Below are 25,437 nucleotides of genomic sequence, written 5' to 3'. Positions count from 1 at the left end.
CCGCCGCGCCGCCCACCCGCGCGGATGGGGCCGGTCGGCCTCCGCGGGGGACCAGCGGGCCCCTGCCCTGAGAACCCGCCGAACGCGATGCTGGAACCAGAGCATCCGACACAGGAGAAGCGAGGACATCATGAAGGCAGCGGTCGTCCGGGAATTCGGTCAGCCCCTGGTCATCGAGGAGCGCCCCGACCCCGAGCCCGGCCCCGGGCAGGTCCGCGTCCGCGTCGAGGCGTGCGGGCTGTGCCACACCGACATCCACGCCGCGCACGGGGACTGGCCCGTCAAGCCCACCCCGCCGTTCGTGCCCGGTCACGAAGGCGTCGGCCTCGTCGAGAAGCTCGGCGAGGGAGTCACCCATCTCGCTGTCGGCCAACGGGTCGCCGTGCCGTGGCTCGGCCGGGCGTGCGGGCGCTGCGAGCACTGCCTGTCGGGCTGGGAGACGCTGTGCGAGAGCCAGATCAACACCGGTTACGGCTGCGACGGCGGATACGCCGAGAAGATGCTGGCCTGGGCCGACTTCGCCCAGGCGGTGCCCGAGGGTGTCAGCGCCGTTGACGCCGCCCCGCTGACCTGCGCGGGCGTCACCACGTACAAGGCCCTGAAGGTCGCCGACGTCCGGCCCGCCCAGCTCGTCGCCATCTCCGGCGTGGGCGGCCTCGGCCATCTGGCGGTGCAGTACGCGAAGATCGCCGGCGCCACCGTCGCCGCCATCGACGTGACCGACGAGAAGCTCGCACTCGCCCGTGAACTGGGCGCCGACATCATCATCGACGCCCGTACCCAGGATGTCGGCGCGGAGCTGAAGCGGCACGGCGGCGCCCACGTCGCCCTCGCCCTCGCCGTGAGCCCGGCCGCGTTCGAAGCCGTCAACTCGGGCCTGCGACGCGGCGGGAAGCTCGTCATGGTGGCCTTGCCCGCGCACGGCACCATCCAGTTGCCGATCTTCGACACCGTGCTCAACGGCACCTCGGTGATCGGCTCCATCGTCGGTACCCGCCAGGACCTCGCGGAGGTCTTCCAGCTCCACGCGGCCGGCCGGACGAAGGTCATCCAGGAGACCCGCCCGCTCACCGCCGTCAACGAATCGATCGACGAGGTCCTGCGCGGTCAGGTCAAAGCCCGCATCGTCTTCGACCTCGGCACGGGAGGCTGAGAGCGATGAACCTGCCCCTTGTCGTCGGTGTCGACGGCTCCGAGCCCAGCCTGCGGGCCGTCGACTGGGCGGCCGACGAGGCCGCCCTGCGCGGGGTGCCCCTGCGGATCGTGTACGCATCCCTGTGGGAGCGCTACGAGGGGCCCGCACTCGCGCCGGAAGTCGGCAGCTCGTCCGGGCGGGTCACCGCGCAGGACATCCTCGCAGCCGCGGCCCTGCGTGCGCTGCGCCATCATGCCGAGCTGCCCACGACTACGGCCGACGTGCCGGAGGAACCCGAGTACGCCCTCGTGCGCGAGGGCCGCAACGCGTCCGCCCTCGTCATGGGAACCCGCGGACGCAGCGGTCTCGCCGATCTCCTCCTGGGCTCCGTCAGCCTGACCGTGGCCACACAAGCAAACTGCCCGGTCATCGTGATCCGTGGCAACCACAGCAACCGCGCTGTCGGCGGACGTCACGGCCACATCGCGGTCGGAGTGGCCGACGTGCCGACAGCGGCCGTGCGCTTCGCCTACGCGGAGGCGAAGCGGCGCGATGTGCCGTTGGAGGCGGTACGGGCGTGGCGGTGCCCCATGCACGAGACGGTCGACCACCCCCTGCTCACGGGTGATCCCGAGCGCCTGTACGAGGAACGAGCGGCCAGGGAGCTGGAGGCCGCCCTCGCCGAGGCTCCCGTGGAGGTTCGACTGCGGCGACGCACGGTGGAGGGCCCCGCCCGCAGCGTCCTCCTGGCCGCCTCGCGGGACGCCGGCCTCCTCATCGTCGGCCGACGGCGTCCCGGCCACCTCGGCCCCCGTCTCGGACGGGTCGTCCACACGGTCCTGCACCACTCCGGCTGCCCTGTCGTGGTCGTGCCCGACGTGGTGTGACGGCACGGTCAAGGGGTGTGACGGCAACGGCCTCGGTGGGGGACGAGGGGACACGCGGGACGGAAGACGCACCCCACCCCGGCCGGGGTGCGGGCCATGTGCCGGTCGGGCCCGCTGGTGGGCCGTTCGGCCCCACCTGCCTGACCGGTGCCCTCGGGCGGGGCCGTGGGCCTCTCCGGATACGGCCGCGGGCCCGTACCGCTGTTCCTTCGAGGGGCTGGGTCATCCCACCACGGTGCGACCGCCGCGGTGCCGTCCCGGCTCAGGGCACGGGCGTGCCCTGGCGCGGTGAGTGCTTCGTACCGGAGGCGCGGGGGCCTGTGAAGCGGGTGATCACCGGGCCGGCCACGGCGAGCAGGAGGACGTAGGCGGCCACCAGAGCACCGAGTCGGTCATGGCCCGTACCCATCAGGCCGATGATGACGATGGAGAACTCGCCCCGGGCGATGAGCGCGGTCCCCGCACGCAGCCGTCCTCGGCGTCCCGCGCCTTCGCGGCGTGCCGCGTACCAACCGGACGCCACCTTGGTCGCGGCGGTGACCACGGCCAGGAGCAGGGCGACCGGAAGTACCGGCAGCAGCGAGTCCGGTGGGATGGACAGGCCGATGGCGAGGAAGAACACCGCGGCGAACAGGTCCCGCAGCGGGCTCAGCACCTTCCGTGCCCGGTCGGCCGCCTCGCCCGTGAGCGACAGCCCGACCAGGAAGGCGCCAACTGCCGCCGAGACGTGGACGGCCTCCGCGAGGGCGGAGACGATCAGTGTCACGCCCAGGACGCGCAGCAACAGCTGCTCCTCGTCCGGGTGCGACAGCAGCCGCCCCAGATGATGCCCCCACCAGTAGGACATGGTGAGGGCGGCCACCACCGCGCCCAGGGCCAGCAGCACTCCCAGCAGGGCCTGCTGCCACGTGCCGCCGGCGGCCACGACGGCGAGCAGCGGAAGATACGCGGCCATCGCGAAGTCCTCCAGCACCAGCACGGACAGCACGGCCGGGGTCTCCCGGTTGCTCATCCTCCGCAGGTCGCCCAGGAGCCGGGCGATGATGCCCGAGGAGGAGATGTAGGTCACCCCGGCGAGCGCGAGGATCCCTCCGGCGTCGAGTCCGAGCAGCCATCCCGCCACCGCACCGGGGGTCGCGTTCAGCACGAGGTCGACCCATGCCGACGGCAGGTGGCGGCGCAGACTGACCGTGAACTCCGGCACGGTGAACTCGAGACCGAGTACCAGCAGCAGGAGGACGACGCCGATGCCCGCGCCGGTCTCCACGAAGGACCCGGCTGCCGGCACCGGGGCGATTCCTCCCTCGCCCAGCGCCAGGCCCACCAGGAGGTACAACGGGACCGGGGACAGCGCGAAACGCCGCGCCAGCGTGCCGAGCAGACCCAGGAAGGCGAGGATGATGCCCAGCTCCAGCAGCAGGGCGACCGAGATGTGCATCCGCTCAGCTCCGGACGAGCTGTTCCACCGCGGCGATTCCCTCGCGGGTCCCGATCACCACCAGCACGTCCCCGGCTCTCAGGATCTGCTCCGGCCCAGGGGAGGGAATGACATCCTCACCACGGACGATCGCCACGATCGACGCGCCCGTCCGTGTCCGTGCCCTCGATTCTCCCAGCGGGCGGCCGGCGAACGGGGTGCCGGCGAGTACCTCGACCTGCCCGGCGCTGAGACCGGGCACCTCTTTGGTCAGATCCGCGAACCGCTCGGCGATGCGCGGTGCGCCGAGAATATCGGCGACCACGTCCGCCTCCTCGCCGGTGAGTCGGAACACGGCCCGCGCCTGGTCCGGGTCCCCTTCTTCGTAGACCGCCAGTTCGAAGTCACCCGAGCGCCGTGCGACCACACCGATCTTGTCGCCCTCCCGATTGACGAACTCGTAGAGCAGCCCCACACCGGGCAGCAGCACCTCGTTGACGTCCACCCGAACCCATCCCGTCCGTCTCGCAGTCGTTGTCGTGCGGCTCGGCACTCGACCGCCGTGCCCTTGGTCATCGGCATCCGAGGGCGGCAGCTCAAGCGCCGGGCCCGGCCCCGGAGGCCCACGGGTCACTCTTCCGGCCGTCGCGCACGGGCCGACAGGGCCGAGCGGCCCCGCACGGCGGGCCGGACGGTCTTCCAGGCGATGTCGCGTTCCTTGCCGCGCCGGTTCATGTGTCCCTTGTCCGCCGGTCCTTGGGTAAGCCTGGTACTGGCCGACCCCCCGTCGGGGAGGGCTCTCCCTGCCCCGTCCGGTTCCGCGCAGGCTGAGCGGCATGACAACAACCGTCACCGTGATCACCGGGGCCAACAAGGGCCTCGGTTTCGAAACCGCCCGCCGCCTCGTCGAGGCGGGTCACACCGTCTACGCCGGGGCCCGCGACGCCCACCGCGGCGAGCGGGCCGCCAAGCTCCTCGGAGCCCGCCCGCTGCTGATCGACATCACCGACGACGCGTCCGTCGCCGCGGCCGCCGCACAGGTGCGTGCCGAGGCGGGCCGGGTCGATGTCCTGGTCAACAACGCGGGCGTCGCCGGCCCAGCCGCCCCGGCCGACGAGCTGACCGCCGCCGACCTGCGGTACGTCTTCGACACCAACGTCTTCGGTGCCGTGCGCACCACCCGCGCCTTCCTGCCCCTGCTCCAGCAGGCGGCTCGGCCCGCAATCGTGAACGTGTCCAGCGCGCTCGGCTCGCTGACGATCAACGCCGACCCGGCCGCCCACGGCGATCTGCTCCCGGCTTGGGCGCCACTGCTGGCCTACAACTCGTCCAAGGCCGCTCTGAACATGCTGACCGTCGTCTACGCTCGGTCCCTCCCGCGAATCAGCGTGGTCTCGGTCGACCCCGGGTTCACCGCGACCGACCTGAACGGCCACCAGGGCACCCAGAGTGTCGAGGAGGGCGCCGCGGTGATCGTCGCCGCCGCCACCGCCGGGCCCGGCACACCGACCCCTGCCTTCGTCGGCGCCACCGGCCCCGTGCCCTGGTGACCGCGGTATCGCGCCGCGGTTCGGCCATCACCCTTGTCGCCGATGACGAGGACGGGATCCGCGCCCTCGGCCGCCGCCTCGACGATGGGGGCGTGGCCCTCATGCTCCACCCTGGGGGCACTGGGACCAGGCTCCGAGCCGCGCGGGAGCCTAACCTGGCTGACATGACAACCTCGAGACTGGGTGACTACCTGCAAGGCCGGCGCGCGCGGGTGACGCCGTCCGACGTCGGTCTGCCGCAGGACGGGCGGCGACGTGTCCCCGGTCTGCGCCGCGAAGAGGTCGCGATGCTGGCCCGCATCAGCGTCGACTACTACCTGCGACTGGAGCAGGGCCGTGAGCGGCGCCCGTCGACGCAGGTCCTGGACGCCCTGAGCGACGCGCTGCTGCTGGACGACGACGGGCGGCTGCACCTGTACCGGATCGCGGGCATGACCCCGCTCCCGCGCCACGAGGGCACCATCGAGCGAGCCGACCCCCAGCTGCTGGCGATGGCCGAACTGTGGGACCGCACGCCGGCCCTGCTCCTGGGACGGGCGTACGACGTCCTGGCCATGAACACGCTGGGACGGGCCGTCTTCCCCCACCTCGAACCCGGCGAGAACCTGCTGCTGTCCATGTTCCTCGACCCGTCGGTCCGCTCGTTCCACGCGGACTGGGGCAAGGCCGCCGCCAACGCGGTCGCGGGATTCCGCTTCCTGGAGGGCGCCCGGCCGAACGACCCGAGGATCCATGAGGTCCTGCGGACGGCATCGGAGAGCAGCCGCGAGTTCGCCGACCTCTGGCAGAGGCGGGACGCACGGGGCAAGAGTGATGCCGCGAAGGTCCTGCTGCACCCCGCCGTCGGTGAGCTCACCCTGCGCATGCAGACCTTCGACGTACGGTCCGCTCCTGGCCAGCAGTTGATCATCTACCACGCGCAGGAAGGCACTCGGACCGCGGACGCGCTCCGCCTGCTCGGCTCGCTGGCGGCGACCGCCCGCTCCGGGCACCAGGAAGACTCACCGAAGCGGATCACGTAGGGCCCGTTCGCAGCGGACACGACTCCCGACGGAGACGTGGTCGCCTGAGGGACCGCCAGGTACGACAGCCTCGATGACGGCCGTCTGACGGTCGACGGAACGCGGCTCGGGGAGCCGGTCGATTCTCTTTCCGACTGCTGCTCCACGGGTTCTTCCCCCTCACCCCGCTGTTCTTCTCTCTCGGCTCGGGAATCACGGTCGCGTGGGGGGCGGGGTGGCTGATGAACACGTGCCGCAGGCGGGAGTTGAGCCGCCAGGACGCGGCGCTCACGGCCCTGTTGCCGGAAGCGAGGGAACTGGTCCACAGCGAGCGGCAGCGGGTCGCCGGTGGTCTGCGGGAGACGGTGCTCCAGCAGACCACCCGGGTGATCCGCTCGGCCGGGGCGGGCAACCCGGACGACGTCGCCGCCGCGTCGAGGGCGACGCTGGCCGGGACGGCCACTGCCTGAGAGGCCCGTGCCGCGTCCGGGTGGTGACGCCCGACCGCGAACACGGGGGCGCGCGGCCCTCCTCCACCTCCTGCCCGGTGTGCACCTGCTGTTCACGCCGTTCCCCGTCGTGGCGGGTGGACCAGCGGCATAGGCCGATCAGCGGCCACACCTGTCCGAACCTGGGGCCGCCCGGGGGAGTCAGCCCAGGTGCATGACGTAGCCGACGTGGTGCAGTTCGTGACCGCGGAAGTAGCCCACGGCCCAGAAGCCGAGGTCGTCGAGGTAGTCGATCCGGTCACCGTCGATCCAGAACCGGCCCTGGTAGGCGTGCGGCCGGCCGCCCCGGGTCTCGTCGTAGCGGCCGTCGGCGGTGAGTTCCTGGTGCAGGAAGTCGTCCTGGTCGATCCAGACGCCGACCCGCGGGCTGCCGGTCAGGTCCGGGGAGGCCGGGATGCCCACGGCGGGGGCGGTGGCCCGGCCGGGGGCGTCGCCGCCGGCCCAGAGCACGGGACGGCCGGCCGCGACCAGTGCGCGGACCTGCTCCGGCCGGGACATGAGCGTGGCCAGGGCGCTCGGTACGTCGGCGGCGAGCTCGTCGGGTACCACCAGCAGGTCGCTGGCGTTGCCCGGGGTCAGCGTCGCGACGTGCTCAGCGCGTTCGCCGCGGCCGCCGGCCAGCGCGGCGGCGTCCACGACGGCGGGGACGATGGTCATGCCCGTGGAGTCGACGACGATGGCGTTGTCGTCCTCCGCGGCGGTGAACAGGGACGGGCCGACCGCCACGATCAGGGAACCGACGAACAGGATGTCGGCGCCGGCCATGGTCCCGATCAGCGGGTCCATCGTCAGGATGCGGGCGTTGGTGAACAGCACGGGACGTCCCGCGTCGTTCGAAAGGATGTCGTCGAGGGCCTGGGAGTTCCAGCCCGCGATGTCCGTGTCGGTGGTGCTCATGGCTCGCTCCTCAGACGGGTTCAGGATTTCCGGTGGGCGATACGCGAAGTGCGCTGCTCCGGGCCGAGCGGGCGCCGGATGGCGCCGGGCGGCTTCTGCGCCATCAGCTTCGGTGCGTTCCGTCATCGGAACCAGGCCGCCGTCTCCCCAGGTCCACCGCACCCACGGTGGTCGCCGCCGGCACGGTCGAGAGCGAGGGGCGACGTGAACCAGGGGCGGCCCGGACGGTCCGCTCAGGAGGCGCGACGGTGATCACGCCCCCCCTGACGGTGGGTGCGCGGCACCCAGGAAGTTCTCACCCGGGGGGACGGCGGCCTGGTCGCGTCCCGCCGCAGGGCCGAGGGTGGAGTCATGACCAGCAACGACACGCCACGCGATCCACACCCGTACGTCGGGATGTGGGTGACCGCGGACGGCTTCATCCGCCAGGAACTGCTGCCGAACGGCCGTTACGACGAGGCCCGGGGCAGCCGCCGGAGCGCCTACACCGGCCGTTACACCGTCACCGGCAGCCACCTCGACTACGTCGACGACACCGGCTTCACCGCCACCGGCGATGTCCGCGACGGCGTTCTCTTCCACGAGCACCTCGTGCTCCACCGCGAGGACGACCCGCGCGCCCGGCAGGAAGCCCGACCATGACCAGGGTCCTGTCGCGGGTGACCTGAGCCGTCACCACCGGGCTCACGGACGGTCGCGGCCCCAAGGCGGCACGGCGGTCTGCGCAGCGCCGTCCGCTTCAGCGGCGGCGGCACCGAGGAGGTCTTCTGCGATCCGGCTCACCGGATCGAGGACGCGCAGGACCAGCAGACTGCCCGCCGTCTGGCCGCCGAAGGAGTGTCCGGCGCGGCAACGCGGCTTCGGTCCGGGCGTCCATCGAGACCGGGAACACCGCATGCGGCAGACCGGGGGTGTCGGACATCAGCAGCGCGCCGAAGAAGCCCTGCAGGGCGCGGAAGGCGATGGTGGGCGGGGCCGGACGGCTCGGCGCGCGACCCCGCCGTCCCGCTCAGCCCTCGGGCGGCGGCGGTGCCGTGCTCTTGCGTACGACCAGGCTGGTGGCCAGTTCGAGCCGCGTCGACACCGGTTCCTGGGCCCGCAGCCGCATCAGCATCTGTGCCGCCTCCTCCGCCATCTGACGCAGCGGCTGATGGACCGTGGTCAGGGCCGGGCTGGCCCAGCGGGCGATGGACACGTCGTCGTAGCCGACGACCGAGAGGTCGTGCGGAACGCGCAGGCCGTGCACCCGGGCGGCCTCCAGGACGCCGAGTGCCTGGAGGTCGCTGCCGGCGAAGATCGCGGTGGGGCGCTGGGGACGGGACAGCATCTCGGTGGCGCGGTCGTAGCCGCCCTCCACGTGGAAGTCGCCGAACAGGATGAGCCCGGGGTCGACCTCCAGTCCGGCCATGGTCATCGCCGACCGGTACCCGTCGAGCCGGGCGCGGGAGCACAGCATGTCCTCGGGTCCCGTGATGATCCCGATGCGCCGGTGCCCGCACTCGATCAGATGGCGGGTGGCGGCCAGTCCGCCGTTCCAGTTGGCCGAGCCGACCGACGGTACGTCGGGGTCGGGGTCGCCTGCCGGGTCGATGATCACGAACGGGATCGAACGCGCCCTGAGCTGCTGCTTCACCTCGCTGGGCAGGGCGGAGAAGACCAGGACGACACCGAGCGGCCGGCGCTGGAGCATCGCCTCCATCCAGTCGGGGCTGGGTGAGTGGCGGGTTCCGCTCTCGGTGAGGACGACGCCGGCGTTGTGCGCCTTGGCGACGTTCTCCACCCCCCGGATCAGCTCCATCGCCCAGATGCTCTCCAGCTCGTGGAACACGATCTCGATGAGCGGTGCCTCGCGGGCCGACCGCGTGGTGCGCCGGTACGCATGCGTCTCCAGCAGGCGCTCCACCTTGACCCTCGTCGGGGGAGCCACGTCCTGCCGCCCGTTGAGGACCTTCGAAACTGTCGAAATGGAGACGCCGGCCTGCTGGGCCACCTGGGCAAGGGTGATACGGCCCATTTCCTCGTCATCGCGCATGGCGAGGAGCATAAAGCACGGAACAACCGCCGCCGAGGCGTAACGCTTTGGTAACGCGGAGACCGAGGGTTGACCCCCCAGGTGAGGGGTCCTAGCGTCCCGACTCAGGAAGTTTCGGTAATCGTACCGAAAATGTTTCGAGAGGCGAGTCGATGAAGCAACGCGCACGGTTCTCGCGGACCGTTGTCGTCGGTGGTGCCGCGCTGGCCCTGGTGCTGTCCCTGTCCGCGTGCGGAGGGGGCTCCGACGCGGCCGGCGGCGACGACACCATCCACGTCCTGGTCTACGGGGACGCGACGAACAAGGTGGAGAAGGAGCTCGTCGCCACCTTCAACAAGACCTCGAAGGTGAAGGCCGTCCTGGATACGATCCCGGGCGCCGACTACCAGGCCAAACTGCAGACGATTATCAGCAGCAAGCAGGCGCCGGACGTCTTCTTCAACTGGGGCGGCGGCAGCATCAAGCCGTTCGTCGATGCCGGCCTGCTGCTCCCGCTGGACCCCTTCATCGCCAAGGAGCCCGACCTCAAGGCGAAGTTCCTGCCGTCCGTGTTCAACAGCGCGGTGCTCGACGGTACGTCGTACGGCGTCCCGATGCGCGGGACCCAGCCGGTGCTGCTGTTCAACAACGGCAAGGTCCTCAAAGAGGCCGGCGTAGAGCCGCCGAAGACCTGGGACGACCTGCTGGCGGCGGTCAAGGCGCTGAAGGCCGACGGCGTCACCCCGATCGCGCTGGGCGGCGGTGACCGGTGGCCGACACTGATGTGGTTCGAGTACCTCTACGACCGCATCGCCGGCCCGGAGCTCTTCCAGAAGGCCCTGGACGGCGACCAGGACGCCTGGGCGAGCCCGGACAGCAGGAAGGCGCTCGGCATGATCAAGGAGCTGGTGGACTCCGGGGCGTTCGGCACCAACTACGACTCCGTGAAGTTCACCGACCAGGGATCTCCCACGCTACTGGCCACCGGTAAGGCCGCGTTCGAGCTGATGGGTTCGTGGGAGTACTCGACCCAGCAGGACGCGCACCCCGAGTTCGCCGAGAACGACCTCGGCTACAGCGCCTTCCCGTCGGTCGAGGGCGGCAAGGGCGACCAGGCGAACATCGTCGGCAACACGAACAACTTCTACTCGGTCCACAAGAAGACGAAGCACCCGCGGGCCGTCGCCGAGTTCCTGAAGCTCATGTACTCGGACCAGTTCGTCAAGGCCCAGCTGGGCGTCGGGAACCTGCCGACCACGACGAACACCGAAGGCTTCCTGGACACCGCGGCCAGCCCCGAGTTCGCGAAGTTCCAGTACGACCTGGTCAAGGCGGCCCCGGCGTTCCAGCTCTCCTGGGACCAGGCGTACCCCCAGTCGGCGGCCACCACGATGCACCAGTCCCTCCAGCAGTTCTTCAACGGCTCGATGGACGAGGACGCCTTCATCGAGGCCATGCAGGCACTGCCGACCTCGTGAGCTCCCTGACATCCGGACCCGGAACACATGACATGACCCCACCTGCCACAGCCGCCACGCGCAGCGAGAAGGTCAGGAGGGCCGGCCCGTCCGGCATCGGAGCGGGCCGCCCGGGATTCCTCTGGGCGGCCCCCGCCGCCGTCTTCTTCGGCCTCTTCGCCATCGTCCCGCTCGTCATGGTCGCCGTACTCTCCTTCGCCAGCTGGGACGGTCTGAGCGACCCCGAGTTCGCCGGGCTCGACAACTGGAGGAAGCTCCTCGACGACCCGGTCATGATCAAGAGCCTCTGGCTGAGCGTCCTGCTCACCCTGCTCGGGGTCGTCGTCCAGACCCCGCTGAGCATCCTGCTCGGCGTCTGGGCGGCGGGGCACCAGCGCAACCGGGCCGTCCTCTCGGCCATCTACTTCGTCCCGATGCTGCTGTCCATCGCGGCCGTGTCCGTCCTGTGGCGCGCCGTCCTGGACCCCAACTTCGGGGTTCCCGCCCAGGCGAAGTGGCTCTTCGGCGACGGCAACCTGTTCGGGATGCAGTCCAGTGCGATCGGCGTCCTGGTCTTCGTCAGCACCTGGCAGTTCACCCCGCTGCACACACTGATCTACCAGGGCGCGGCCCGCGCGGTGCCGCAGGTCCTCTACCAGGCGGCGCAGATCGACGGCGCCGGCACGGTGCGGCAGTTCTTCCACATCACGCTGCCTCAGCTGCGCAACTCGATCATCACCTCCATGATCCTGATGGTGGTCGGCGGACTCACGACCTTCGACACCGTGCTCATCCTGACCCAGGGCGGACCGGGCAGCGACACGACCATCAGCGCCTACTACATGTACCAGAAGGCGTTCAAGAGCTTCGACTACGGAGCGGCGTCCGCCATCGCCCTCCTCCTCGTCCTCGTCTCCACGCTCATCTCGCTGATCGTGGTGCGGCTCTCGGGCTACGACAAGATGCGCAGCACCATGGAGGGACTGTGAGCAGGAACCGTCCCAACTACTTCGCCGGTTTCGGCTCGCTGGTCTGGCTCCTCGTCGTCGGGCTGCCGCTGTACGTGATGCTCGTCGCCACGTTCCAGTCGCGCCCCGACTACGCGGCGAACGGCCCGCTGGCCTTCCCCGAGCACTTCACGCTCGACAACTACATCAACGACCTCAACAGCGGTTTCGCGCAGTACTTCCTCAACACGGTGATCGTCACCATGTGCGTGGTGGGCATCGTCGTGCTCCTCGTCCCGCCCCTGGCGTACACCATCGTCAGGAGCCGGGGCCGGGCCACCACCACGGTGTTCCGGCTGTTCCTCCTCGGCCTGGCGATCCCCTCGCAGGCGGTCGTCGTCCCGATGTTCTTCGTCATCAGCGAGGCCGGCCTCTACGACAACCTCATCGGCGTCATCCTGCCGACCGCGGCCTTCGCGATGCCGGTGTGCGCGCTGATCCTCACGGGCGTGATGCGTGACATCACCCCCGATCTGTACGAGGCGATGACGATCGACGGTGCCTCCTCCCGGCGGGTCTTCTTCCAGCTGGTGCTGCCGCTGTCCAGGAGCGGCGTCTCGACGATCATCGTCTTCTCCGCGCTCCAGGCGTGGAACGGCTTCCTCTTCCCCCTCGTCCTGACGCAGTCCGCGGAGACCAAGGTGATCACCATGGGGCTCTACGACTTCCAGACGGAACACGGAGTCGACACCCCCGGGCTGCTCGCCGCGGTCGTCCTTTCCATGCTCCCCATCCTGATCGTCTACCTGTTCGCCCGTCGTGCCCTGGTCCAGGGGCTGATGGGAGTCGGAGGAAAGTGACCGCCAACATCGACCGCGCCGGCGTGCCGACACCCGCCGAGACCACCGACTCCCGGGCGCCGGCATCCGGCGCCACGGACCACCGCACCACGCCGTGGCGCGATCCCACGCTCGCTCCGGAGGCCAGGGCCGATGCCCTGATCGCCGCGATGACCCTCCAGGAGAAGATCTCCCAGCTCTTCGGCGTCTGGGTGGGCGCGTCCGACGAGGGCGCCGAAGTCGCCCCGTTCCAGCACGACATGGAGGAGGCCGTCGCCCTCGACGACCTCCTTCCGTACGGCCTCGGGCAGCTGACCCGCCCATTCGGAACGGCGCCGGTCGACGCGGCCGTGGGAGCGCTCTCGCTGTCGCGCACCCAGGAGCGGATCGCCGGAGCGAATCGATTCGGCATCCCGGCGCTCGCCCACGAGGAATGCCTCGCGGGCTTCGCCACCTGGGGTGCCACCGCCTACCCGGTACCCCTGTCCTGGGGTGCCACCTTCCATCCGGAACTGGTCCGTGAGATGGCCGCCGCGATCGGCCGCGACATGCGTTCCGTCGGCGTGCACCAGGGCCTCGCCCCGGTCCTCGACGTCGTACGCGACGCACGCTGGGGCCGCGTCGAGGAGACGATCGGCGAGGACCCCTACCTGGTGGGCACGGTCGCCACCGCGTACGTGCGGGGCCTGGAGTCGGCCGGTGTCGTCGCCACGCTCAAGCACTTCGCCGGGTACTCCGCCTCACGGGCGGGCCGCAACCTCGCGCCCGTCGGCATGGGGGCGCGCGAGCGGGCCGACATCATCCTGACGCCGTTCGAGATGGCCGTACGCGAAAGCGGCGTACGGTCCGTCATGCACGCCTACACCGACACCGACGGGATACCCTCCGCGGCCGACGGACCACTGCTTACCGGCCTGCTGCGCGACACCTGGGGCTTCGAGGGGACCGTCGTCGCCGACTACTTCGGCATCGCGTTCCTGAAGACGCTGCACGGTGTGGCGGGAACCTTCGGTGAGGCGGCCGGTGCCGCGCTCGGCGCGGGCGTGGACGTGGAGCTGCCGACCGTCAAGGCGTTCGGCAGCCCGCTGAGCGAGGCGATCGAGGAGGGTCTCGTACCCGAGGCCCTGGTGGACCGAGCGGTACGCCGCGTGCTCGTCCAGAAAGCCCGGTTGGGGCTGCTGGACCCGGACTGGAGTCCGGTGTCCCCGGCGCTGTCCGGGATGGCACCGGGCACAGAGCGGTCGGGAGCGCTGCGCGGAACCGTCCGGCTCGACACCGACGGGAACCGCGCACTCGCCCGCCGCGTAGCCGAGCAGGCCGTCGTGCTGCTGAGCAACGACGGCACGCTGCCCCTGGCGACGCCTCCCGCCCGCATCGCGCTGATCGGGCCCAACGCCGACACCCCCACCGCGGTCCTCGGCTGCTACGCCTTCCCGGTCCACGTCGGCGGCCAGCACCCGGAGACACCGTTCGGCATCGAACTCCCCACACTTCGGGCGGCGTTGGCGGCGGAGTTCCCGCACTGCGAGATCGTCACCGCCCGAGGCGCGGACATCGACGGCTCCGACACCGACGGCTTCGCCGAAGCCGCCGGACTGGCCGCGGGCGCCGACCTCGTGATCGTCGCGCTCGGCGACCGGGCCGGGCTCTTCGGGCGCGGCACGAGCGGAGAGGGGTGTGACGCCGAGGACCTGGCACTGCCCGGTGTGCAGCAGCAGTTGCTCGACGCCCTCCTCGGCACGGGCACCCCGGTCGTCGTCACCCTGCTCGCCGGGCGCCCCTACGCCCTCGGGAGCGCGGTGGAGCGGGCCGCCGCCGTCGTGCAGTCGTTCTTCCCCGGTGAGGAGGGGACGACGGCCATCGCCTCGGTGCTCAGCGGCCGGACCGCGCCGTCGGGCCGGCTGCCCGTCAGCGTGCCGCGCCATCCGGGCTCCCAGCCGTCCACGTATCTGGCGTCGCGGCTCGGCCACTCCAGCGATGTGTCCAGCATCGACCCGACGCCGGCGTTCGGGTTCGGCCACGGTCTGACGTACACCCGCTTCGAGTGGAGCGACCTCGTCGTGGAGCACGGCCGGGCGCCCACGGACGGGGAGTTCGCACTCTCCTGCACCATCCGCAACACCGGTGGGCGGGCGGGGACCGAGGTGCTCCAGGTGTATCTCAACGACCCGGTCGCCTCCGTCGTCCAGCCGGTGCAGCGCCTCATCGGTTACGTGCGCCTCGACCTCCTTCCGGGGCAGGCGGCGAGGGTGCGGGCGAGGGTTCCGGCGGACCTCGCGTCCTTCACTGGCCGTGACGGCCACCGGATCGTCGAACCGGGTGATCTCGAACTGCGGCTGAGCGCGTCGAGCACCGACGCGCGCCTGACGGCCCGGGTCACCCTGACCGGGCCGGTGCGCACGGTCGACCACACCCGGCGGCTGCACATGGAGGTGGCGACGGAGATCCTGGCGGACGCGCCGTAGCCCGGCACACATACGGGTGGCAAGGGCCCTTCGCGGGCGGTGGGACAACCCGCCCGCGAAGGGCCCTTGCGTCTTCTCGTCGGCTGGTAGTCGGCGGGGACGGGGGACTGGCTGTTGAAGTGGCTCTGGAAGCCCACGCAGTCGATGGGCACACCACGCTGCTTGAAGTCCTTGACCATGGCGTCCGCGCTGAGCCGAGCCGGCCGTCCGTAACGCTGCGGGCTACTATGTGGGAATGGTTTCCATTATCGTTAAGATTCCGTCCGTAGAGAGCAGGTAGACCCATGTCCGCCCACTGTCAGCTGACCGGCGCCCAGCCGGGCTTCGGCAACAGCATTTCCCACTCGCACCGGCGTACCTCGCGCCGCTTCGACCCGAACATCCAGCGCAAGCGCTACTGGCTTCCGAGCGAGGGCCGCTATGTGCGCCTGACCCTCAGCGCCAGGGCCATCAAGGCCATCGACATCATCGGCATCGAGGCCGCCGTGGCCCGTATTCGGGCGCGGGGAGTGAAGCTCTGATGGCCAAGAAGAGCAAGATCGCGCAGAACGAGAAGCGCAAGGGCGTCGTCGCGCGGTACGCGGCCCGGCGGGCCGAGCTGAAGGAGATCGTCCGGCGGCCGGCCTCGACCGACGCCGAACGGGCCTCAGCGGTCGCGGAGTTGCGTGCTCAGCCCCGTGACGCGAGTGCCACCAGGGTCCGTAACCGTGACTCCGTGGACGGCAGGCCCCGGGGGCACCTGCGGAAGTTCGGGCTGTCCCGGGTGCGGATGCGCGAGCAGGCGCACGCGGGATTCCTGCCGGGAGTCACCAAGTCGTCCTGGTGACGGGGCCGGTGCCCGGCTGAGCGCGGCGGCCCGCACCCCCGCCGGGGTGCGGGCCGCCTGTGTCAGCGGCCGACCGGATCGTGGTATGCCCCGTCGCCGGGTTCCATCAGTGCCAGCAGCCCGCCCTCGTCCAGTCGGGTCGGCACGGTGACGAGCGCGGTCTGCCGGGCTGTCGCGGCGTCGAAGACATGGACCTCGCCGTGACCCCCGCGCGATACGGCGATCAAGGACCCGCCGGGCGAGGCCGCGACGGCGCGGCGCTGGACGCCGTCCCACGGGGTGCCGCCCCGGCGCGGCGCGCCCGCCATGGGGGGCAGCGGCAACCGCGCGCTGACGGCAGGAGTGCGACCCCCGGTGGAGACGAGGACGAGCTCGTCGCCGTCGGGGTGGACGCGGCTGAAGGCGACATGGTCCGCCGCCACCGCCAGGCGGAAGACCAGGCCGGGTCCGAGGTCCAGCCGGCCGGTCCCGCCCGTGTCCAGGTGGTGCCACCAGGCGTCGTTGGTCCAGTCCGGCCAGCTCTCGGGCGCCCCGGGGCCGCCGCGTACGCAGGACCAGAGCATCCGGTGTGCGGCATCGAGTCTCAGGTAGTAGCCGCGGCCCCCGTCGCGTCCGCCGGCCGCCCAGGGGAGGGTCGTACCGCGCAGGAGTACGTCCCCGTCCGGACAGGACCGGTGGACCCCCGAGCCGGCGGCGGCGAACACCCGGCCCGTCAGGGGGTCGTAGGCGTCGCCGTGCCCGTCGTCGTCGCCGAGAGGAAGGGTCGATACGGGTTCGGCGGGCGGGCACGAGGGGGCGGCCGCCATGAGGGCGGAGTGCCGGTAGGCGGTCAGCTCGCCGGGCTCCCGGTGACGCAGCACGACCATCGGATCCTCCGCGGGTCCGGTGACCGTGACCCCCGGTTCGCCGGCCCGGGTCCGTACGCGCACGGCCCCCGCACCCCGCACGTCCGCCAGGTCGACGGCGGTCAACTGGTCGGACCAGGCGGACCAGTTGCGGCCGAGCCCGGTGGTGACGGCGATCAGGCGGCCGGTGGGGTCGGCGGCCAGGTGCTCGGCGGGCACCGCGACCGGTATCCGGCGTTCGACGAGCGGGCGGCCCGAGTCCGGCCCGTACGGATCGAGGATCAGCAGCTCGCCCGCCCGGTCGTCCACGCAGGCGGTGCGGTCGTGCGGAAGGGCGAGGAAGCCCGCGTGCTCTGCGGGATGCCGCCCGTCGAGCCGGGCTGTCGTACGGCCGTCGCGCAGGTCGACGACCCTGATGTGTCCGGCTACTTGGTCGGCGACGATCAGGCGCGGTCCGAGGGGCATGGGGCGGTCTCCGGGGGCTGGGCGGCGGACGGGACTTGCTTTGATAATGATTATCATGTCTAAATCTCGGTGGGGAGAGGCCGGTCCGGGACGGCCCCCTCGGCACCGGTCAGTGGTCCCGGCCATCAACAGGAACAGAGGGCACGTCATGTCGCGCGCAGCAAGAGGAATCCGCCGGTGGGCGGCGGCCATCGTGATGGGGTCGTTCCTGGTGGGATGCGGCGCCACCGAGGAGCCCGCGCCAGGCAGGGCCGGTGCGGACGACTCCGGTCCGAGCACGTCCGTGGACGTCCGGCCCGTCGAGGCGTCGCACACGATCACCGACGCCCAGGGCGTCACCATCACCGCCGAGCGGCAGCCGAAGCGCGTGGTGTGCCTCGTCGCCCTGTGCGACGACATGCTCGCCGAGCTGGGGATGACCCCGACGGCCAGCAACTCCACGCTGCTCGCCCACCCGGCGTTCCTGGGCCCCGAGCGGGCGGGCCGGATTCCGGTGATCCCCGGTGGCTTCATCAGCCCGGAGGCCGAGGCGATCCTGTCGCACGAGCCGGATCTCGTCATCGGCCTGGAGGACACGCACGGCAAGCTCGCCCCCGCCCTGAAGGGTGCGACCACCTTCTGGCCGGTCCAGCCCTCCACCTGGGAGGACAGCGTCGGCTATCTGCGGAACCTGGCCGCGCTGACCGGCCGTACGGAGCAGGCCGAGGCGGCTGAGAAGCGGCTGCGGACGAAGCTCGCCGCGGCGGAGAGGAACAAGAGCGACAAGACCGCGCTGATCATCTTCGGCAGTGACGAGAACTTCGGTGTGGCGACGCCGAAGAACGACGTCGCCGCCGGGCTCTTCCCGAAGATCTCCTCGTATCCCTGGAAGGGGCGCGGCGTCGAGGGCAGCTACAGCCTGGAGGAGATCCTCGCCCGCGATGTCGACGTGCTCTTCGTCGAGACGCTCTCCTTCGGCGCCTCGGACGGGAAGCTCTCCGCCAAGCTCGCCGACAACCCGCTCTGGTCGCGCATCCCGGCCGTGAGGAACGACAAGGTCGTCGAGGTGAACTCCGAGGTCTGGGCCAAGGGGCGGGGGACCCGTTCGCTCGGCATCGTCCTCGACGAGGCAACGGCCGCCCTGCGGTGATACGTCAACTGGCGGGCGCTCTCGCCCTCCTGGTGGCCGCCGCCGGTGTCGCGCTCTGCCTCGGTACGCCGTACGTGGCACCGCACCAGCTGCCCGCGGCGCTGACCGGGGACGGCCTGGAGGCGGTCATCCTGACCGAACTCCGGCTGCCCCGGCTGGTCCTCGCAGTCACCGCCGGAGCCTGTCTGGGAGCCGCGGGCCTGGTGCTCCAGGAAGCGCTGCGCAACCCCCTCGCGGTGCCGGAGATGATCGGCGTCTCCTCGGGCGCCGCCCTTGGCGTCGCCGCGCCCCTGGTGCTGGCGCTCTCGGTCCCCGCCGCGGCGCAGCCTCTGCTCGCGCTCGGCGGTGCGGTGTTCGGCGGGGTGCTCACGCTCGTCGCGGCGGGATTCGGGCGCAGCCCCTCCGCCGTGCTCCTGACCGGGGCGGCCGTGTCGGCGGCACTGCAGGCCGGGCTTCTGGTGCTGATGGTGCTGGCTGACCAACTGGACCTCCAGCTGATCTACCGCTACCTGCTGGGCAGTCTGTCCGCCCGCACCTGGGACGACGTGGTGGGCCTCGGGCCCTGGCTGCTCGTCGCGGTGCCCGCGCTGGTGCTGTGCGCTCCGGTCCTCGGTGTGCTGCGCCTCGGCGACGACGACGCCCGGGCCCTGGGCGTACGTGTCCGGTGGGCCCGCTTCGGTGCCCTGGCCCTCGCGATCGTGCTGATCGCCCCGGTCGTGGCGGTCTGCGGTCCGGTCGCCTGGGTCGGCTTCCTCGCCCCGCAGCTGGCGCGAAGGATCCGACCGGGGTCGGAAGCCCTGAGCCTGCTGCCGTGGTCGGCCCTGTGCGGTGCGCTGGTCGTGCTGTGCGCGGACCAGCCTGCCCGGCTCGCGCTGGCGCCGGTCGAGACGCCGGTCGGCGCGTGGACCGCGCTGCTCGGGGTTCCGGCAGGCGTGGCACTGATGCGCATCCGGCGCGACAGGCCCTCGCGGCAGGCGTCCGAAGGGAGTGACGTCATGGTGGGAGGAGGACGGTGAGCGTACCGACTGCTGTAGGGACACGGGCGCCCGGGAACCCGCGCGGACCGGCCACGTTCGGAGCGGGGCCGAGGCTCGGCCTGCTCGTGCTGCTCGTGGCCGTCACGTTCTGCGCCTGCCTGTTCGCCGGGCGGAGCCCGTCCGCCGGCCAGGTGTGGGACGTGCTGACCGGCCAGGCGGACTCCACCGCCCGGCACATCGTGCTTCAGCTGCGGGTGCCCCGCGCGCTCGTCGCCCTCGGTGCCGGCGCGAGCCTCGGCCTGGCCGGTCTCCTGCTCCAGTCCGCGCTGCGCAACCCGCTGGCCGGACCGGAGGTCACCGGCGTCACCCCCGGCGCCGTACTCGGAGCCGTGACCGCGACCGGACTGGGCCTGGCCGGCTGGGAGTCTCCGGCGGCGGTGGTCGTCGCCGCGTGTCTGGGCGGCTTCACCGGGGCGGGACTGCTGTGGCTGCTCGCCGGGCGCCGCAAGAGCGACCCCGAGGAGACGGCGGTCTACGGGGTCCTGGTCTCCGCCGTACTCGCCGGGCTCACCTCGATGGTGCTGCTCGTCGCGCCGGGTGAACTCGGGAGCGTCGTGCAGTGGCTGATCGGTTCGACCGAGGGCCGGGTCTGGGAGCACTGGGCGCTCCTGTGGCCCTGGGCGCTGGCGTGGGGCGTCGCCTCCTGCGCCCTGGCCGCACCGCTGACGCTGCTGCGGTGCGGCGACGAACAGGCGACGGCGGCGGGGCTGGCCGTGGGGAGGGCGCGCGGAGCGGCACTCGTCGGTGCCGTCGCGCTGACCGCCGGTGCGGTCTCCGCCGTGGGGGCGCTCGGGTTCGTAGGGCTGCTGGTGCCGCATCTGGCGCTCGCGGTCTTCGGCGCCGACCTGCGCACCACGCTGCCGGGCGCCGCGCTCATCGGCGCGGTCGTGGTGTGCGGTGCGGACGCGGCGGCGCAGGTGCTCTCCCGGCTGCTGGTGGAAGGGCTGGGCGCCGAGCGGATGACCGTGCCCGCGGGCGCGTTGACGACATGCGTGGGCGCCGTGCTGCTGCTGGTCGTGGCCCGACGCCACGGGGCGGGACAGGTGTGAACAGCGCGACAGGTGACACCTCAGTGTATTCAGGAGGACGGATGACCATCCCGCAGAACTCGGACGCGGCTGTGCGGGAGCCGGGTGCGGCACAAGCCGCGGGCGTCACCGGCACCGCGCCGCAGGACGCCATCTCCGTGGACGGAGTGAGCTTCGGCTATCCGGGACGTACGGTCCTCTCGGACGTGCACCTGTCCGTCGCCCCTGGTGAGTCGGTGGCCCTGGTGGGCCTCAACGGCTGCGGGAAGAGCACGCTGCTCAGACTCGTCGCCGGGCTGCTGCGGCCCTCGGCCGGGCGCGTGCTGCTGGCCGGCGAGGACGTGTCGCGGCTCTCCCGCCGGGCCACCGCGCGCAGGGTCGCACTGCTCCACCAGTCCTCACCCGCGGTGCCGGGCATGACGGTTCGGCAGCTGGTGAAACAGGGGCGGTACGCGTCCAGGGGCCCCCTCGGGATGCTCCGGGAGGGCGACGACGACGTCTGCGCGCGGGCACTGGCCGATGTGGGAGTGAGCGACTGGTCGGACAGGATGGTCGATTCGCTCTCCGGCGGTGAGCGCCAGCGGGTCCGGCTGGCCATGTCCCTGGCTCAGGACACGAACGTACTGCTCCTGGACGAGCCGACCACGTACCTGGACCTGCGCCACCAGCTCGAGGTGCTGCAAACGGTGGTGAGGCTCCGGGAGGAACGTTCCCTGACCGTGGTGATGGTGCTGCACGACCTGGGCCACGCCGCGCGCTTCGCGGACCGCATCGTCGCTCTGCGGGACGGCCGGGTGGCCGCCGACGGCCCGCCCGGACGCATCGTCACCCCCGGCCTGCTGGCCGAAGTGCTGGGCGTCGCGGGGCGGGTGGGTGTGGACCCGGTCGGTGGCTGGCCGGTGTGTTACCCAGATCACCCTCTGCCCCCTGAAGAGCTATTGCGGAATGATAATCGTATTCATTAGTGTCTGTGGTGCGGCGCCGACAGGGCGCCGCGGTCCCACAAGCGAATGGAGACTTCTCATGGAGCAGCACAAGGTGTTCAGCCCGATCGCCGAGCAGGGTCAGCTGGCCCACCTGTCGGCGACCCACTCCAACGCCCTCGTCGAGAACCCCTTCGACGGCGCCGAGTTCGCCGCCGACGACGACAAGTAGAACCAAGTGAGCGGGCCCGCCCAGTCGTTGGGCGGGCCCGCTCCGTCTGCGCAGCCGTTCCCCACCTAGGAGCCTCCTCGTGACCCTCAGCAGAATCGCACCAGGCGTCGAGCTCGTCACCGTGCCCGGACAGGGCCTCGCGGTGCGCACGCAGGACGGAGAGTTCCTGCGCGTGGACACCGGGCAGGTGGCGCCCGAGGAACTGGTGTCGAGGCTCGAAGGCGGCCGGGAAGGAAGCCCTGAGCTGGAGCGACTCGTGGCGGCGTTCGAGGACGCCGGATACGCGGAACGCGCCATGGCGCCGGCCGCACTGCCGCTGGCCGGCCGGGCCGTTCTCGTCCTGGGCGACAAGCCGCTGGCCGACGGCCTGGCGCGCCGGGCCGCAGAGGAAGGCGCCGACGTCACCCGCCCCGGCCCCGAGGGGATCGCGGCGATGGCCGAGGCGCGCACCGGACTCCCGGACGGGAAGCCGGCCGTGGTCGTCTGGTGCCTCGACTCGCCCGTACCCGAAAGTCTGTGGGACGCGGCCGACCGCCTTCCCGCCCAGGGGGTCGGCTGGCTGCGCTGCCATCGGGAGGGTTGTCAGGCATGGGTCGAACCCCTCGCGGCCGAAGCCGGTGACGTGTCCGCCGCCGACGTTCGCCTGAGACGGCTCGCCGCCTCCCCGGCGCACCGCGAACTCGCCGCCTACTGGGCCGGACACCGGACGCCCGAGGTCCGGGCACCGGGTACCGAGGCGTCGGCGGCGCTGATCGTGGAACTGCTCACGGCCGACCTGATCTCCTGGGCCGCAGGGCGGCACACCACGGGCGGTCTGCCCGTGCGCCGCCGTCTGCGCCGCGTGGACCTGCGCGACCTGACGGTCAGTGAGCACCCCGTCCTGCCCGTGCCCGCCGTTGCCCCGCTGCCGGGCCGGGGCGCCCCCCGATGACCGCTCCGCGCGCGGACCCCACGTTCCTGGTCGACACGGCGGACGGCGCACGGCTCACCGCCGACCTCTGCCTCCCCGAGGGCGAAGGGCCCTTCCCGGCGGTCCTGATCCGCACCCCGTACGACCGCCGCCGCCACCGCGCCGAGCTGCGCGCCTGGGCGTCCTCGGGCTTCGCCGCCCTGGCGCAGGACGTACGGGGCCGGCACGCGTCCGAGGGGCACTGGCACCCGTACCGCGGCGAGGAGGCGGACGGCGGGGCGACCGTGCGCCGGCTCCGTGAGCAGCCCTGGAGCAACGGGCAGGTCGTGGCCCACGGGAGTTCGTACGGTGCGCACTGCGCGCTGGCGACCGCGCTCGGAGCGTCCGCGGACAGCCGTCCGGATGCCGTCGTGGCGGCCGTGCCCGCGCTCGGGACCGCCGAGACGGCGCGCGAACGGGGCGGCCCCGAGCGGCTGTTGGCCCGTGCGGGCTGGTGGGCCGCGCACGGCGACCGTCGCACGTCCGACGACACCGCGCTGGAAGACGCCCTCGCGCGGGACCCACGCCTGCTCGAACACCTCCCCGTCGCCGGGTTTCCGTCGAGGCTCGGCCGGGACCTGCCCTCCTGGCCTCGGCTGTGGGCGGCGGAGCGCGACGGTGGTCTGGGCGCCCGCGCGGCGGCCGCCGGAATCCCGCTGCTCGCCGTGGGCGGCACGCGTGACCCCTTCCGCGACGACACCGTTGAACTTTGGCGGCACTGGGGAGGCCCCTCCCGGCTGCTGATGGGCCCCTGGGGGCACGCCCTGACCGCCGCCCCCGACCCCGAGGCCCGTCCGCAGCACCAGCTCAACCTCGGTCGCCTCTACGTCCGCTGGGCGCGGGCCGCGCTCGCGGGCAGCCTCTCACCGGGACGGCACGGCGTCTCGGCGCTGGGCGGCAGCGGCTGGTGGGCCTCCATGGCCGCGGAAGCCCCAAAACCCACTCCCTACCCCTTCGCCACCGCTCTGCGACTGCTCGCCGGGTCCGACTTCGAAGCCGACCCCGAGCGGCCTTTCCGCTCCGACCGGTTGAACGTCCCGACGGCAGGACACCCCGACCGTTGCCTGCTGGTGACGCCGCCGCTCCCCAGGCCGCTGGACCTCCTGGGCGGCGCCGAAGTCCGCCTGAGTGCGGTCGCGGACACACCCGCCGCCGACTGGATCGTCCGCCTGGTCGCCCTCGACCCACGGGGCGTCGCCGACCACCTGGCGACCGGTGCCGTACGGCGCACCGACCCCGCGCACGGGGCGGCACGGTTCTCGGTCCCGCTCGGCCACCTGTCCCGGCGCCTCCCCGCCGGAACCCGTCTGCGCATCGAAGTCGGCGGGCACCACTTTCCCGCGCACGCCCGCAATCCGCACACCGGACAGGACCCGGTCACCGCGACCCTGCTGCGGTCCTCGCGCCGGTCGGTGCGGATCGGCGACAGCGTGCTCGCCCTGCCCGTCGTCGCCGCGCGGCACCGCGTCGCGCGCGTCAACCCCGCTCAGGAGATATGCCGTTGACCAGCACCAGCGTTCCGGCCGCCCGCTTCTCCCTCGACGATCTCGTGGACCCCGTCTGCGGACTGATCCGCGCGGTGGAGCCCGTCGAACATCCGGCGGGGGCACCGCCCCGCTACCTCGCCATGACCGCCGAGGTGTCCGACGCCCGGAGGTTCGGGGCCTGGCCCGCTGACCGGGTGTCACTCGGAACGACGTTCGGTGACCCCGCCGGAGCCCGCGTCGCAGCCATCGCCGAAGCGGTCGAGCGCTATTGCGGCAACCGGCTGCCGCCACCCGGACACTTCGGTGCGCCACGGCGCGCGACGGCCCAGCAGCTCATCGACGAGGGGAAGCGGCTGTACGGCCCCGACGACCTGCCCCGGTACGCCCCCTGGCAGTACGCCCGCCCGGACTTCCCCTACCGGCCGTTCCTCATGGAGACCCCCGCCCTGTGGGCCGTCGGCGACGAGGGCGACGGGGAATGCTGGGCGCCGGTCTCCCTGACCCACCTGAACTGGCGTCAGGGCGAGCTCCGTTCACTTCCCCGCACGCACCACCTCAACTACGCGGGGATAGCCACCGGTCAGGGCTTCGACGACGCCGTCGAGCGCGGACTGCTGGAGGTCGTCGAGCGGGACGCCCTGGAGCTGTGGTGGCACCTCGACGGCCCGACCCGGGGCATCGACCCGGCCAGTGTTCCCGGACTCGCCGCAGACCTGGACGGCTGCGACCTCGACGTGTGGATCGTCGAGATGCCCTCGGAGTTCGCCCCCTGCATGGCGGCGCTCGTCCACGACCGGCGCCGGGGCATCCACGCCGCGGGCTTCGCCTGCCGTTACGACCCGGCCGACGCGGCCCGCAAGGCCGTGCTCGAAGCCGTACACACCTGGGTGTTCACGCAGGGAGCGGTCGAACGCGACGGCTGGGTCTTCAAGGCGGTCGACGCCGGTATGTTCGCCCCCGGTCTCTACCTGGAACACCGGGCCGACCGGCGCTACCTCGACGACTGCGGCACCGACTTCGCCGCCGTGCGCGACCTGGGCGCACACGTCCAGGTGTGGCTCGACGAACGGGTCACCCCGATGGCCACCCGGTTCACCGAACCGGCGCACGGAGTCGTGGACATCGCCGACATCGCGCCGGGCAGCCGCACCGCACTCGACGGCCGGCTCGCGTCCGGCGGGCACCGGGTGGTCACCTTCGACCTGACCACCGAGGACGTCAGGGCGACACCGCTCAGGGTGGCGCGTGTGCTCGTCTCCGGCCTCGTCCCCAACGCCCCCGCCGCCTTCGCGTACTTCGGCAGCCCCCGATTCGCCGACGCGGCCCTGTCCAGGGGATGGCGGGCCAAGGAACCCGCCGGACCACAGGACTTCACCCTCGTACCGCCGCCACACATGTAGG

The 25,437-nt window shown here is 71.9% G+C and carries 25 protein-coding genes and 1 pseudogene; 20 read left to right on the top strand and 6 right to left on the bottom strand.

Annotation, left to right across the window (positions count from 1 at the left end; all coding sequences use genetic code 11):
• The first annotated feature begins 130 nt into the window (after nt 1–130).
• Nucleotides 131–1,153 (top strand): alcohol dehydrogenase AdhP, encoded by a 1,023-nt coding sequence (adhP, locus tag F0344_RS06405; protein WP_185297853.1) that lies wholly within the window; start codon nt 131–133, stop codon nt 1,151–1,153.
• A 5-nt stretch (nt 1,154–1,158) separates the two neighbouring features.
• Nucleotides 1,159–2,022, top strand: coding sequence for a universal stress protein (locus F0344_RS06400; RefSeq protein WP_185297852.1), 864 nt, complete (start codon nt 1,159–1,161; stop codon nt 2,020–2,022).
• Between the two features lie 262 nt (nt 2,023–2,284).
• Here the strand turns inward: F0344_RS06400 and F0344_RS06395 are convergent, their stop codons facing one another.
• Nucleotides 2,285–3,460, bottom strand: a complete 1,176-nt coding sequence (locus F0344_RS06395) for a cation:proton antiporter (protein WP_185297851.1) — start codon at nt 3,458–3,460, stop codon at nt 2,285–2,287.
• Between the two features lie 4 nt (nt 3,461–3,464).
• Nucleotides 3,465–3,944, bottom strand: a complete 480-nt coding sequence (locus tag F0344_RS06390; protein WP_185297850.1) for a cation:proton antiporter regulatory subunit — start codon at nt 3,942–3,944, stop codon at nt 3,465–3,467.
• A 331-nt stretch (nt 3,945–4,275) separates the two neighbouring features.
• Here F0344_RS06390 and F0344_RS06385 point away from each other — a divergent pair, with 331 nt between their 5' ends.
• From F0344_RS06385 to F0344_RS06375, 3 genes are all read left to right on the top strand, one after another.
• Nucleotides 4,276–4,989 (top strand): SDR family NAD(P)-dependent oxidoreductase, encoded by a 714-nt coding sequence (locus F0344_RS06385; RefSeq protein WP_185297849.1) that lies wholly within the window; start codon nt 4,276–4,278, stop codon nt 4,987–4,989.
• 164 nt (nt 4,990–5,153) lie between these two features.
• Complete coding sequence (locus F0344_RS06380; RefSeq protein ID WP_185297848.1) at nt 5,154–6,011, top strand: helix-turn-helix transcriptional regulator; 858 nt, start codon at nt 5,154–5,156, stop codon at nt 6,009–6,011.
• 221 nt (nt 6,012–6,232) lie between these two features.
• Nucleotides 6,233–6,460: a hypothetical protein gene (locus F0344_RS06375; protein WP_185297847.1), complete on the top strand. Its 228-nt coding sequence runs from the start codon at nt 6,233–6,235 to the stop codon at nt 6,458–6,460.
• Between the two features lie 180 nt (nt 6,461–6,640).
• On the opposite strand, the gene F0344_RS06370 is transcribed toward F0344_RS06375, so the two are convergent.
• On the bottom strand, nt 6,641–7,396 hold the full coding sequence (locus F0344_RS06370) for an Atu4866 domain-containing protein (RefSeq protein ID WP_185297846.1): 756 nt from the start codon (nt 7,394–7,396) through the stop codon (nt 6,641–6,643).
• A 351-nt stretch (nt 7,397–7,747) separates the two neighbouring features.
• On the opposite strand from F0344_RS06370, the gene F0344_RS06365 reads away from it, so the two are divergent.
• Nucleotides 7,748–8,038, top strand: a complete 291-nt coding sequence (locus F0344_RS06365; RefSeq protein ID WP_185297845.1) for an Atu4866 domain-containing protein — start codon at nt 7,748–7,750, stop codon at nt 8,036–8,038.
• Between the two features lie 367 nt (nt 8,039–8,405).
• Here F0344_RS06365 and F0344_RS06360 read toward each other — a convergent pair whose 3' ends face one another.
• Nucleotides 8,406–9,440 (bottom strand): LacI family DNA-binding transcriptional regulator, encoded by a 1,035-nt coding sequence (locus F0344_RS06360; protein WP_185297844.1) that lies wholly within the window; start codon nt 9,438–9,440, stop codon nt 8,406–8,408.
• Between the two features lie 140 nt (nt 9,441–9,580).
• Between F0344_RS06360 and F0344_RS06355 the strand changes: the two genes are divergently transcribed.
• The 4 genes from F0344_RS06355 to F0344_RS06340 are packed head-to-tail and all read left to right on the top strand — an operon-like array spanning nt 9,581 to nt 15,115.
• A complete protein-coding gene (locus F0344_RS06355; RefSeq protein WP_185297843.1) occupies nt 9,581–10,885 on the top strand; it encodes an ABC transporter substrate-binding protein in 1,305 nt (434 codons plus the stop codon).
• Nucleotides 10,886–10,917: 32 nt separating this feature from the next.
• Nucleotides 10,918–11,853: a carbohydrate ABC transporter permease gene (locus F0344_RS06350; protein ID WP_258049708.1), complete on the top strand. Its 936-nt coding sequence runs from the start codon at nt 10,918–10,920 to the stop codon at nt 11,851–11,853.
• Entirely contained in the window at nt 11,850–12,671 is an 822-nt protein-coding gene (locus tag F0344_RS06345) for a carbohydrate ABC transporter permease (protein WP_185297842.1), read from the top strand. Before F0344_RS06350 ends, F0344_RS06345 begins: the two co-directional genes overlap by 4 nt.
• Nucleotides 12,668–15,115: a beta-xylosidase/alpha-l-arabinosidase gene (locus F0344_RS06340; protein WP_185297841.1), complete on the top strand. Its 2,448-nt coding sequence runs from the start codon at nt 12,668–12,670 to the stop codon at nt 15,113–15,115. Before F0344_RS06345 ends, F0344_RS06340 begins: the two co-directional genes overlap by 4 nt.
• 68 nt (nt 15,116–15,183) lie before the next feature.
• Here F0344_RS06340 and F0344_RS06335 read toward each other — a convergent pair.
• Nucleotides 15,184–15,294 (bottom strand): annotated as a pseudogene (locus F0344_RS06335) (endo-1,4-beta-xylanase); the annotation flags it as partial.
• 105 nt (nt 15,295–15,399) lie between these two features.
• Here F0344_RS06335 and rpmB point away from each other — a divergent pair.
• Both rpmB and rpsN read left to right on the top strand, forming a co-directional pair.
• Nucleotides 15,400–15,636, top strand: coding sequence for a 50S ribosomal protein L28 (rpmB, locus tag F0344_RS06330; protein ID WP_185297840.1), 237 nt, complete (start codon nt 15,400–15,402; stop codon nt 15,634–15,636).
• Nucleotides 15,636–15,941 (top strand): 30S ribosomal protein S14, encoded by a 306-nt coding sequence (gene rpsN, locus F0344_RS06325; protein WP_185297839.1) that lies wholly within the window; start codon nt 15,636–15,638, stop codon nt 15,939–15,941. The genes rpmB and rpsN overlap by 1 nt, the downstream gene beginning before the upstream one ends.
• Before the next feature lie 62 nt (nt 15,942–16,003).
• Here rpsN and F0344_RS06320 read toward each other — a convergent pair whose 3' ends face one another.
• On the bottom strand, nt 16,004–17,251 hold the full coding sequence (locus tag F0344_RS06320; protein WP_185297838.1) for a hypothetical protein: 1,248 nt from the start codon (nt 17,249–17,251) through the stop codon (nt 16,004–16,006).
• A 148-nt stretch (nt 17,252–17,399) separates the two neighbouring features.
• On the opposite strand from F0344_RS06320, the gene F0344_RS06315 reads away from it, so the two are divergent.
• The 8 genes from F0344_RS06315 to F0344_RS06285 all read left to right on the top strand — a co-directional run bounded on the left by F0344_RS06315 (nt 17,400) and on the right by F0344_RS06285 (nt 25,436).
• On the top strand, nt 17,400–18,380 hold the full coding sequence (locus F0344_RS06315; RefSeq protein WP_185297837.1) for an ABC transporter substrate-binding protein: 981 nt from the start codon (nt 17,400–17,402) through the stop codon (nt 18,378–18,380).
• Nucleotides 18,377–19,396, top strand: coding sequence for a FecCD family ABC transporter permease (locus tag F0344_RS06310; protein ID WP_374940065.1), 1,020 nt, complete (start codon nt 18,377–18,379; stop codon nt 19,394–19,396). The genes F0344_RS06315 and F0344_RS06310 overlap by 4 nt, the downstream gene beginning before the upstream one ends.
• A gap of 119 nt (nt 19,397–19,515) precedes the next feature.
• Nucleotides 19,516–20,466: a FecCD family ABC transporter permease gene (locus tag F0344_RS06305; protein ID WP_445585682.1), complete on the top strand. Its 951-nt coding sequence runs from the start codon at nt 19,516–19,518 to the stop codon at nt 20,464–20,466.
• Nucleotides 20,467–20,507: 41 nt separating this feature from the next.
• A complete protein-coding gene (locus F0344_RS06300) occupies nt 20,508–21,410 on the top strand; it encodes an ABC transporter ATP-binding protein (protein WP_185297836.1) in 903 nt (300 codons plus the stop codon).
• A 58-nt stretch (nt 21,411–21,468) separates the two neighbouring features.
• A complete protein-coding gene (amiA, locus tag F0344_RS35490) occupies nt 21,469–21,600 on the top strand; it encodes a streptamidine family RiPP (RefSeq protein ID WP_258049706.1) in 132 nt (43 codons plus the stop codon).
• A 79-nt stretch (nt 21,601–21,679) separates the two neighbouring features.
• Nucleotides 21,680–22,531 (top strand): hypothetical protein, encoded by an 852-nt coding sequence (locus F0344_RS06295; RefSeq protein ID WP_185297835.1) that lies wholly within the window; start codon nt 21,680–21,682, stop codon nt 22,529–22,531.
• A complete protein-coding gene (locus F0344_RS06290) occupies nt 22,528–24,054 on the top strand; it encodes a CocE/NonD family hydrolase (RefSeq protein ID WP_185297834.1) in 1,527 nt (508 codons plus the stop codon). The genes F0344_RS06295 and F0344_RS06290 overlap by 4 nt, the downstream gene beginning before the upstream one ends.
• A complete protein-coding gene (locus F0344_RS06285; RefSeq protein WP_185297833.1) occupies nt 24,045–25,436 on the top strand; it encodes a YcaO-like family protein in 1,392 nt (463 codons plus the stop codon). Before F0344_RS06290 ends, F0344_RS06285 begins: the two co-directional genes overlap by 10 nt.
• Nucleotide 25,437: the final 1 nt, after the last annotated feature.

It is taken from the genome of Streptomyces finlayi, assembly GCF_014216315.1.
Taxonomy (GTDB): domain Bacteria; phylum Actinomycetota; class Actinomycetes; order Streptomycetales; family Streptomycetaceae; genus Streptomyces; species Streptomyces finlayi_A.
The sequence above is the reverse complement of the archived record's forward strand: the minus strand, read 5'-3'. Positions and strand labels throughout refer to the sequence as shown.

What these genes read in the sequence shown, in the direction of transcription:
- adhP (WP_185297853.1), top strand. Translation starts at nt 131, where the DNA reads ATGAAGGCAGCGGTCGTCCGGGAATTCGGTCAGCCCCTGGTCATCGAG.
- F0344_RS06400 (WP_185297852.1), top strand. Translation starts at nt 1,159, where the DNA reads ATGAACCTGCCCCTTGTCGTCGGTGTCGACGGCTCCGAGCCCAGCCTG.
- F0344_RS06395 (WP_185297851.1), bottom strand. Translation starts at nt 3,460, where the DNA reads ATGCACATCTCGGTCGCCCTGCTGCTGGAGCTGGGCATCATCCTCGCC.
- F0344_RS06385 (WP_185297849.1), top strand. Translation starts at nt 4,276, where the DNA reads ATGACAACAACCGTCACCGTGATCACCGGGGCCAACAAGGGCCTCGGT.
- F0344_RS06380 (WP_185297848.1), top strand. Translation starts at nt 5,154, where the DNA reads ATGACAACCTCGAGACTGGGTGACTACCTGCAAGGCCGGCGCGCGCGG.
- F0344_RS06375 (WP_185297847.1), top strand. Translation starts at nt 6,233, where the DNA reads ATGAACACGTGCCGCAGGCGGGAGTTGAGCCGCCAGGACGCGGCGCTC.
- F0344_RS06370 (WP_185297846.1), bottom strand. Translation starts at nt 7,396, where the DNA reads ATGAGCACCACCGACACGGACATCGCGGGCTGGAACTCCCAGGCCCTC.
- F0344_RS06365 (WP_185297845.1), top strand. Translation starts at nt 7,748, where the DNA reads ATGACCAGCAACGACACGCCACGCGATCCACACCCGTACGTCGGGATG.
- F0344_RS06360 (WP_185297844.1), bottom strand. Translation starts at nt 9,440, where the DNA reads ATGCTCCTCGCCATGCGCGATGACGAGGAAATGGGCCGTATCACCCTT.
- F0344_RS06355 (WP_185297843.1), top strand. Translation starts at nt 9,581, where the DNA reads ATGAAGCAACGCGCACGGTTCTCGCGGACCGTTGTCGTCGGTGGTGCC.
- F0344_RS06350 (WP_258049708.1), top strand. Translation starts at nt 10,918, where the DNA reads ATGACCCCACCTGCCACAGCCGCCACGCGCAGCGAGAAGGTCAGGAGG.
- rpmB (WP_185297840.1), top strand. Translation starts at nt 15,400, where the DNA reads ATGTCCGCCCACTGTCAGCTGACCGGCGCCCAGCCGGGCTTCGGCAAC.
- rpsN (WP_185297839.1), top strand. Translation starts at nt 15,636, where the DNA reads ATGGCCAAGAAGAGCAAGATCGCGCAGAACGAGAAGCGCAAGGGCGTC.
- F0344_RS06320 (WP_185297838.1), bottom strand. Translation starts at nt 17,251, where the DNA reads ATGCCCCTCGGACCGCGCCTGATCGTCGCCGACCAAGTAGCCGGACAC.
- F0344_RS06315 (WP_185297837.1), top strand. Translation starts at nt 17,400, where the DNA reads ATGTCGCGCGCAGCAAGAGGAATCCGCCGGTGGGCGGCGGCCATCGTG.
- F0344_RS06300 (WP_185297836.1), top strand. Translation starts at nt 20,508, where the DNA reads ATGACCATCCCGCAGAACTCGGACGCGGCTGTGCGGGAGCCGGGTGCG.
- amiA (WP_258049706.1), top strand. Translation starts at nt 21,469, where the DNA reads ATGGAGCAGCACAAGGTGTTCAGCCCGATCGCCGAGCAGGGTCAGCTG.
- F0344_RS06290 (WP_185297834.1), top strand. Translation starts at nt 22,528, where the DNA reads ATGACCGCTCCGCGCGCGGACCCCACGTTCCTGGTCGACACGGCGGAC.
- F0344_RS06285 (WP_185297833.1), top strand. Translation starts at nt 24,045, where the DNA reads ATGCCGTTGACCAGCACCAGCGTTCCGGCCGCCCGCTTCTCCCTCGAC.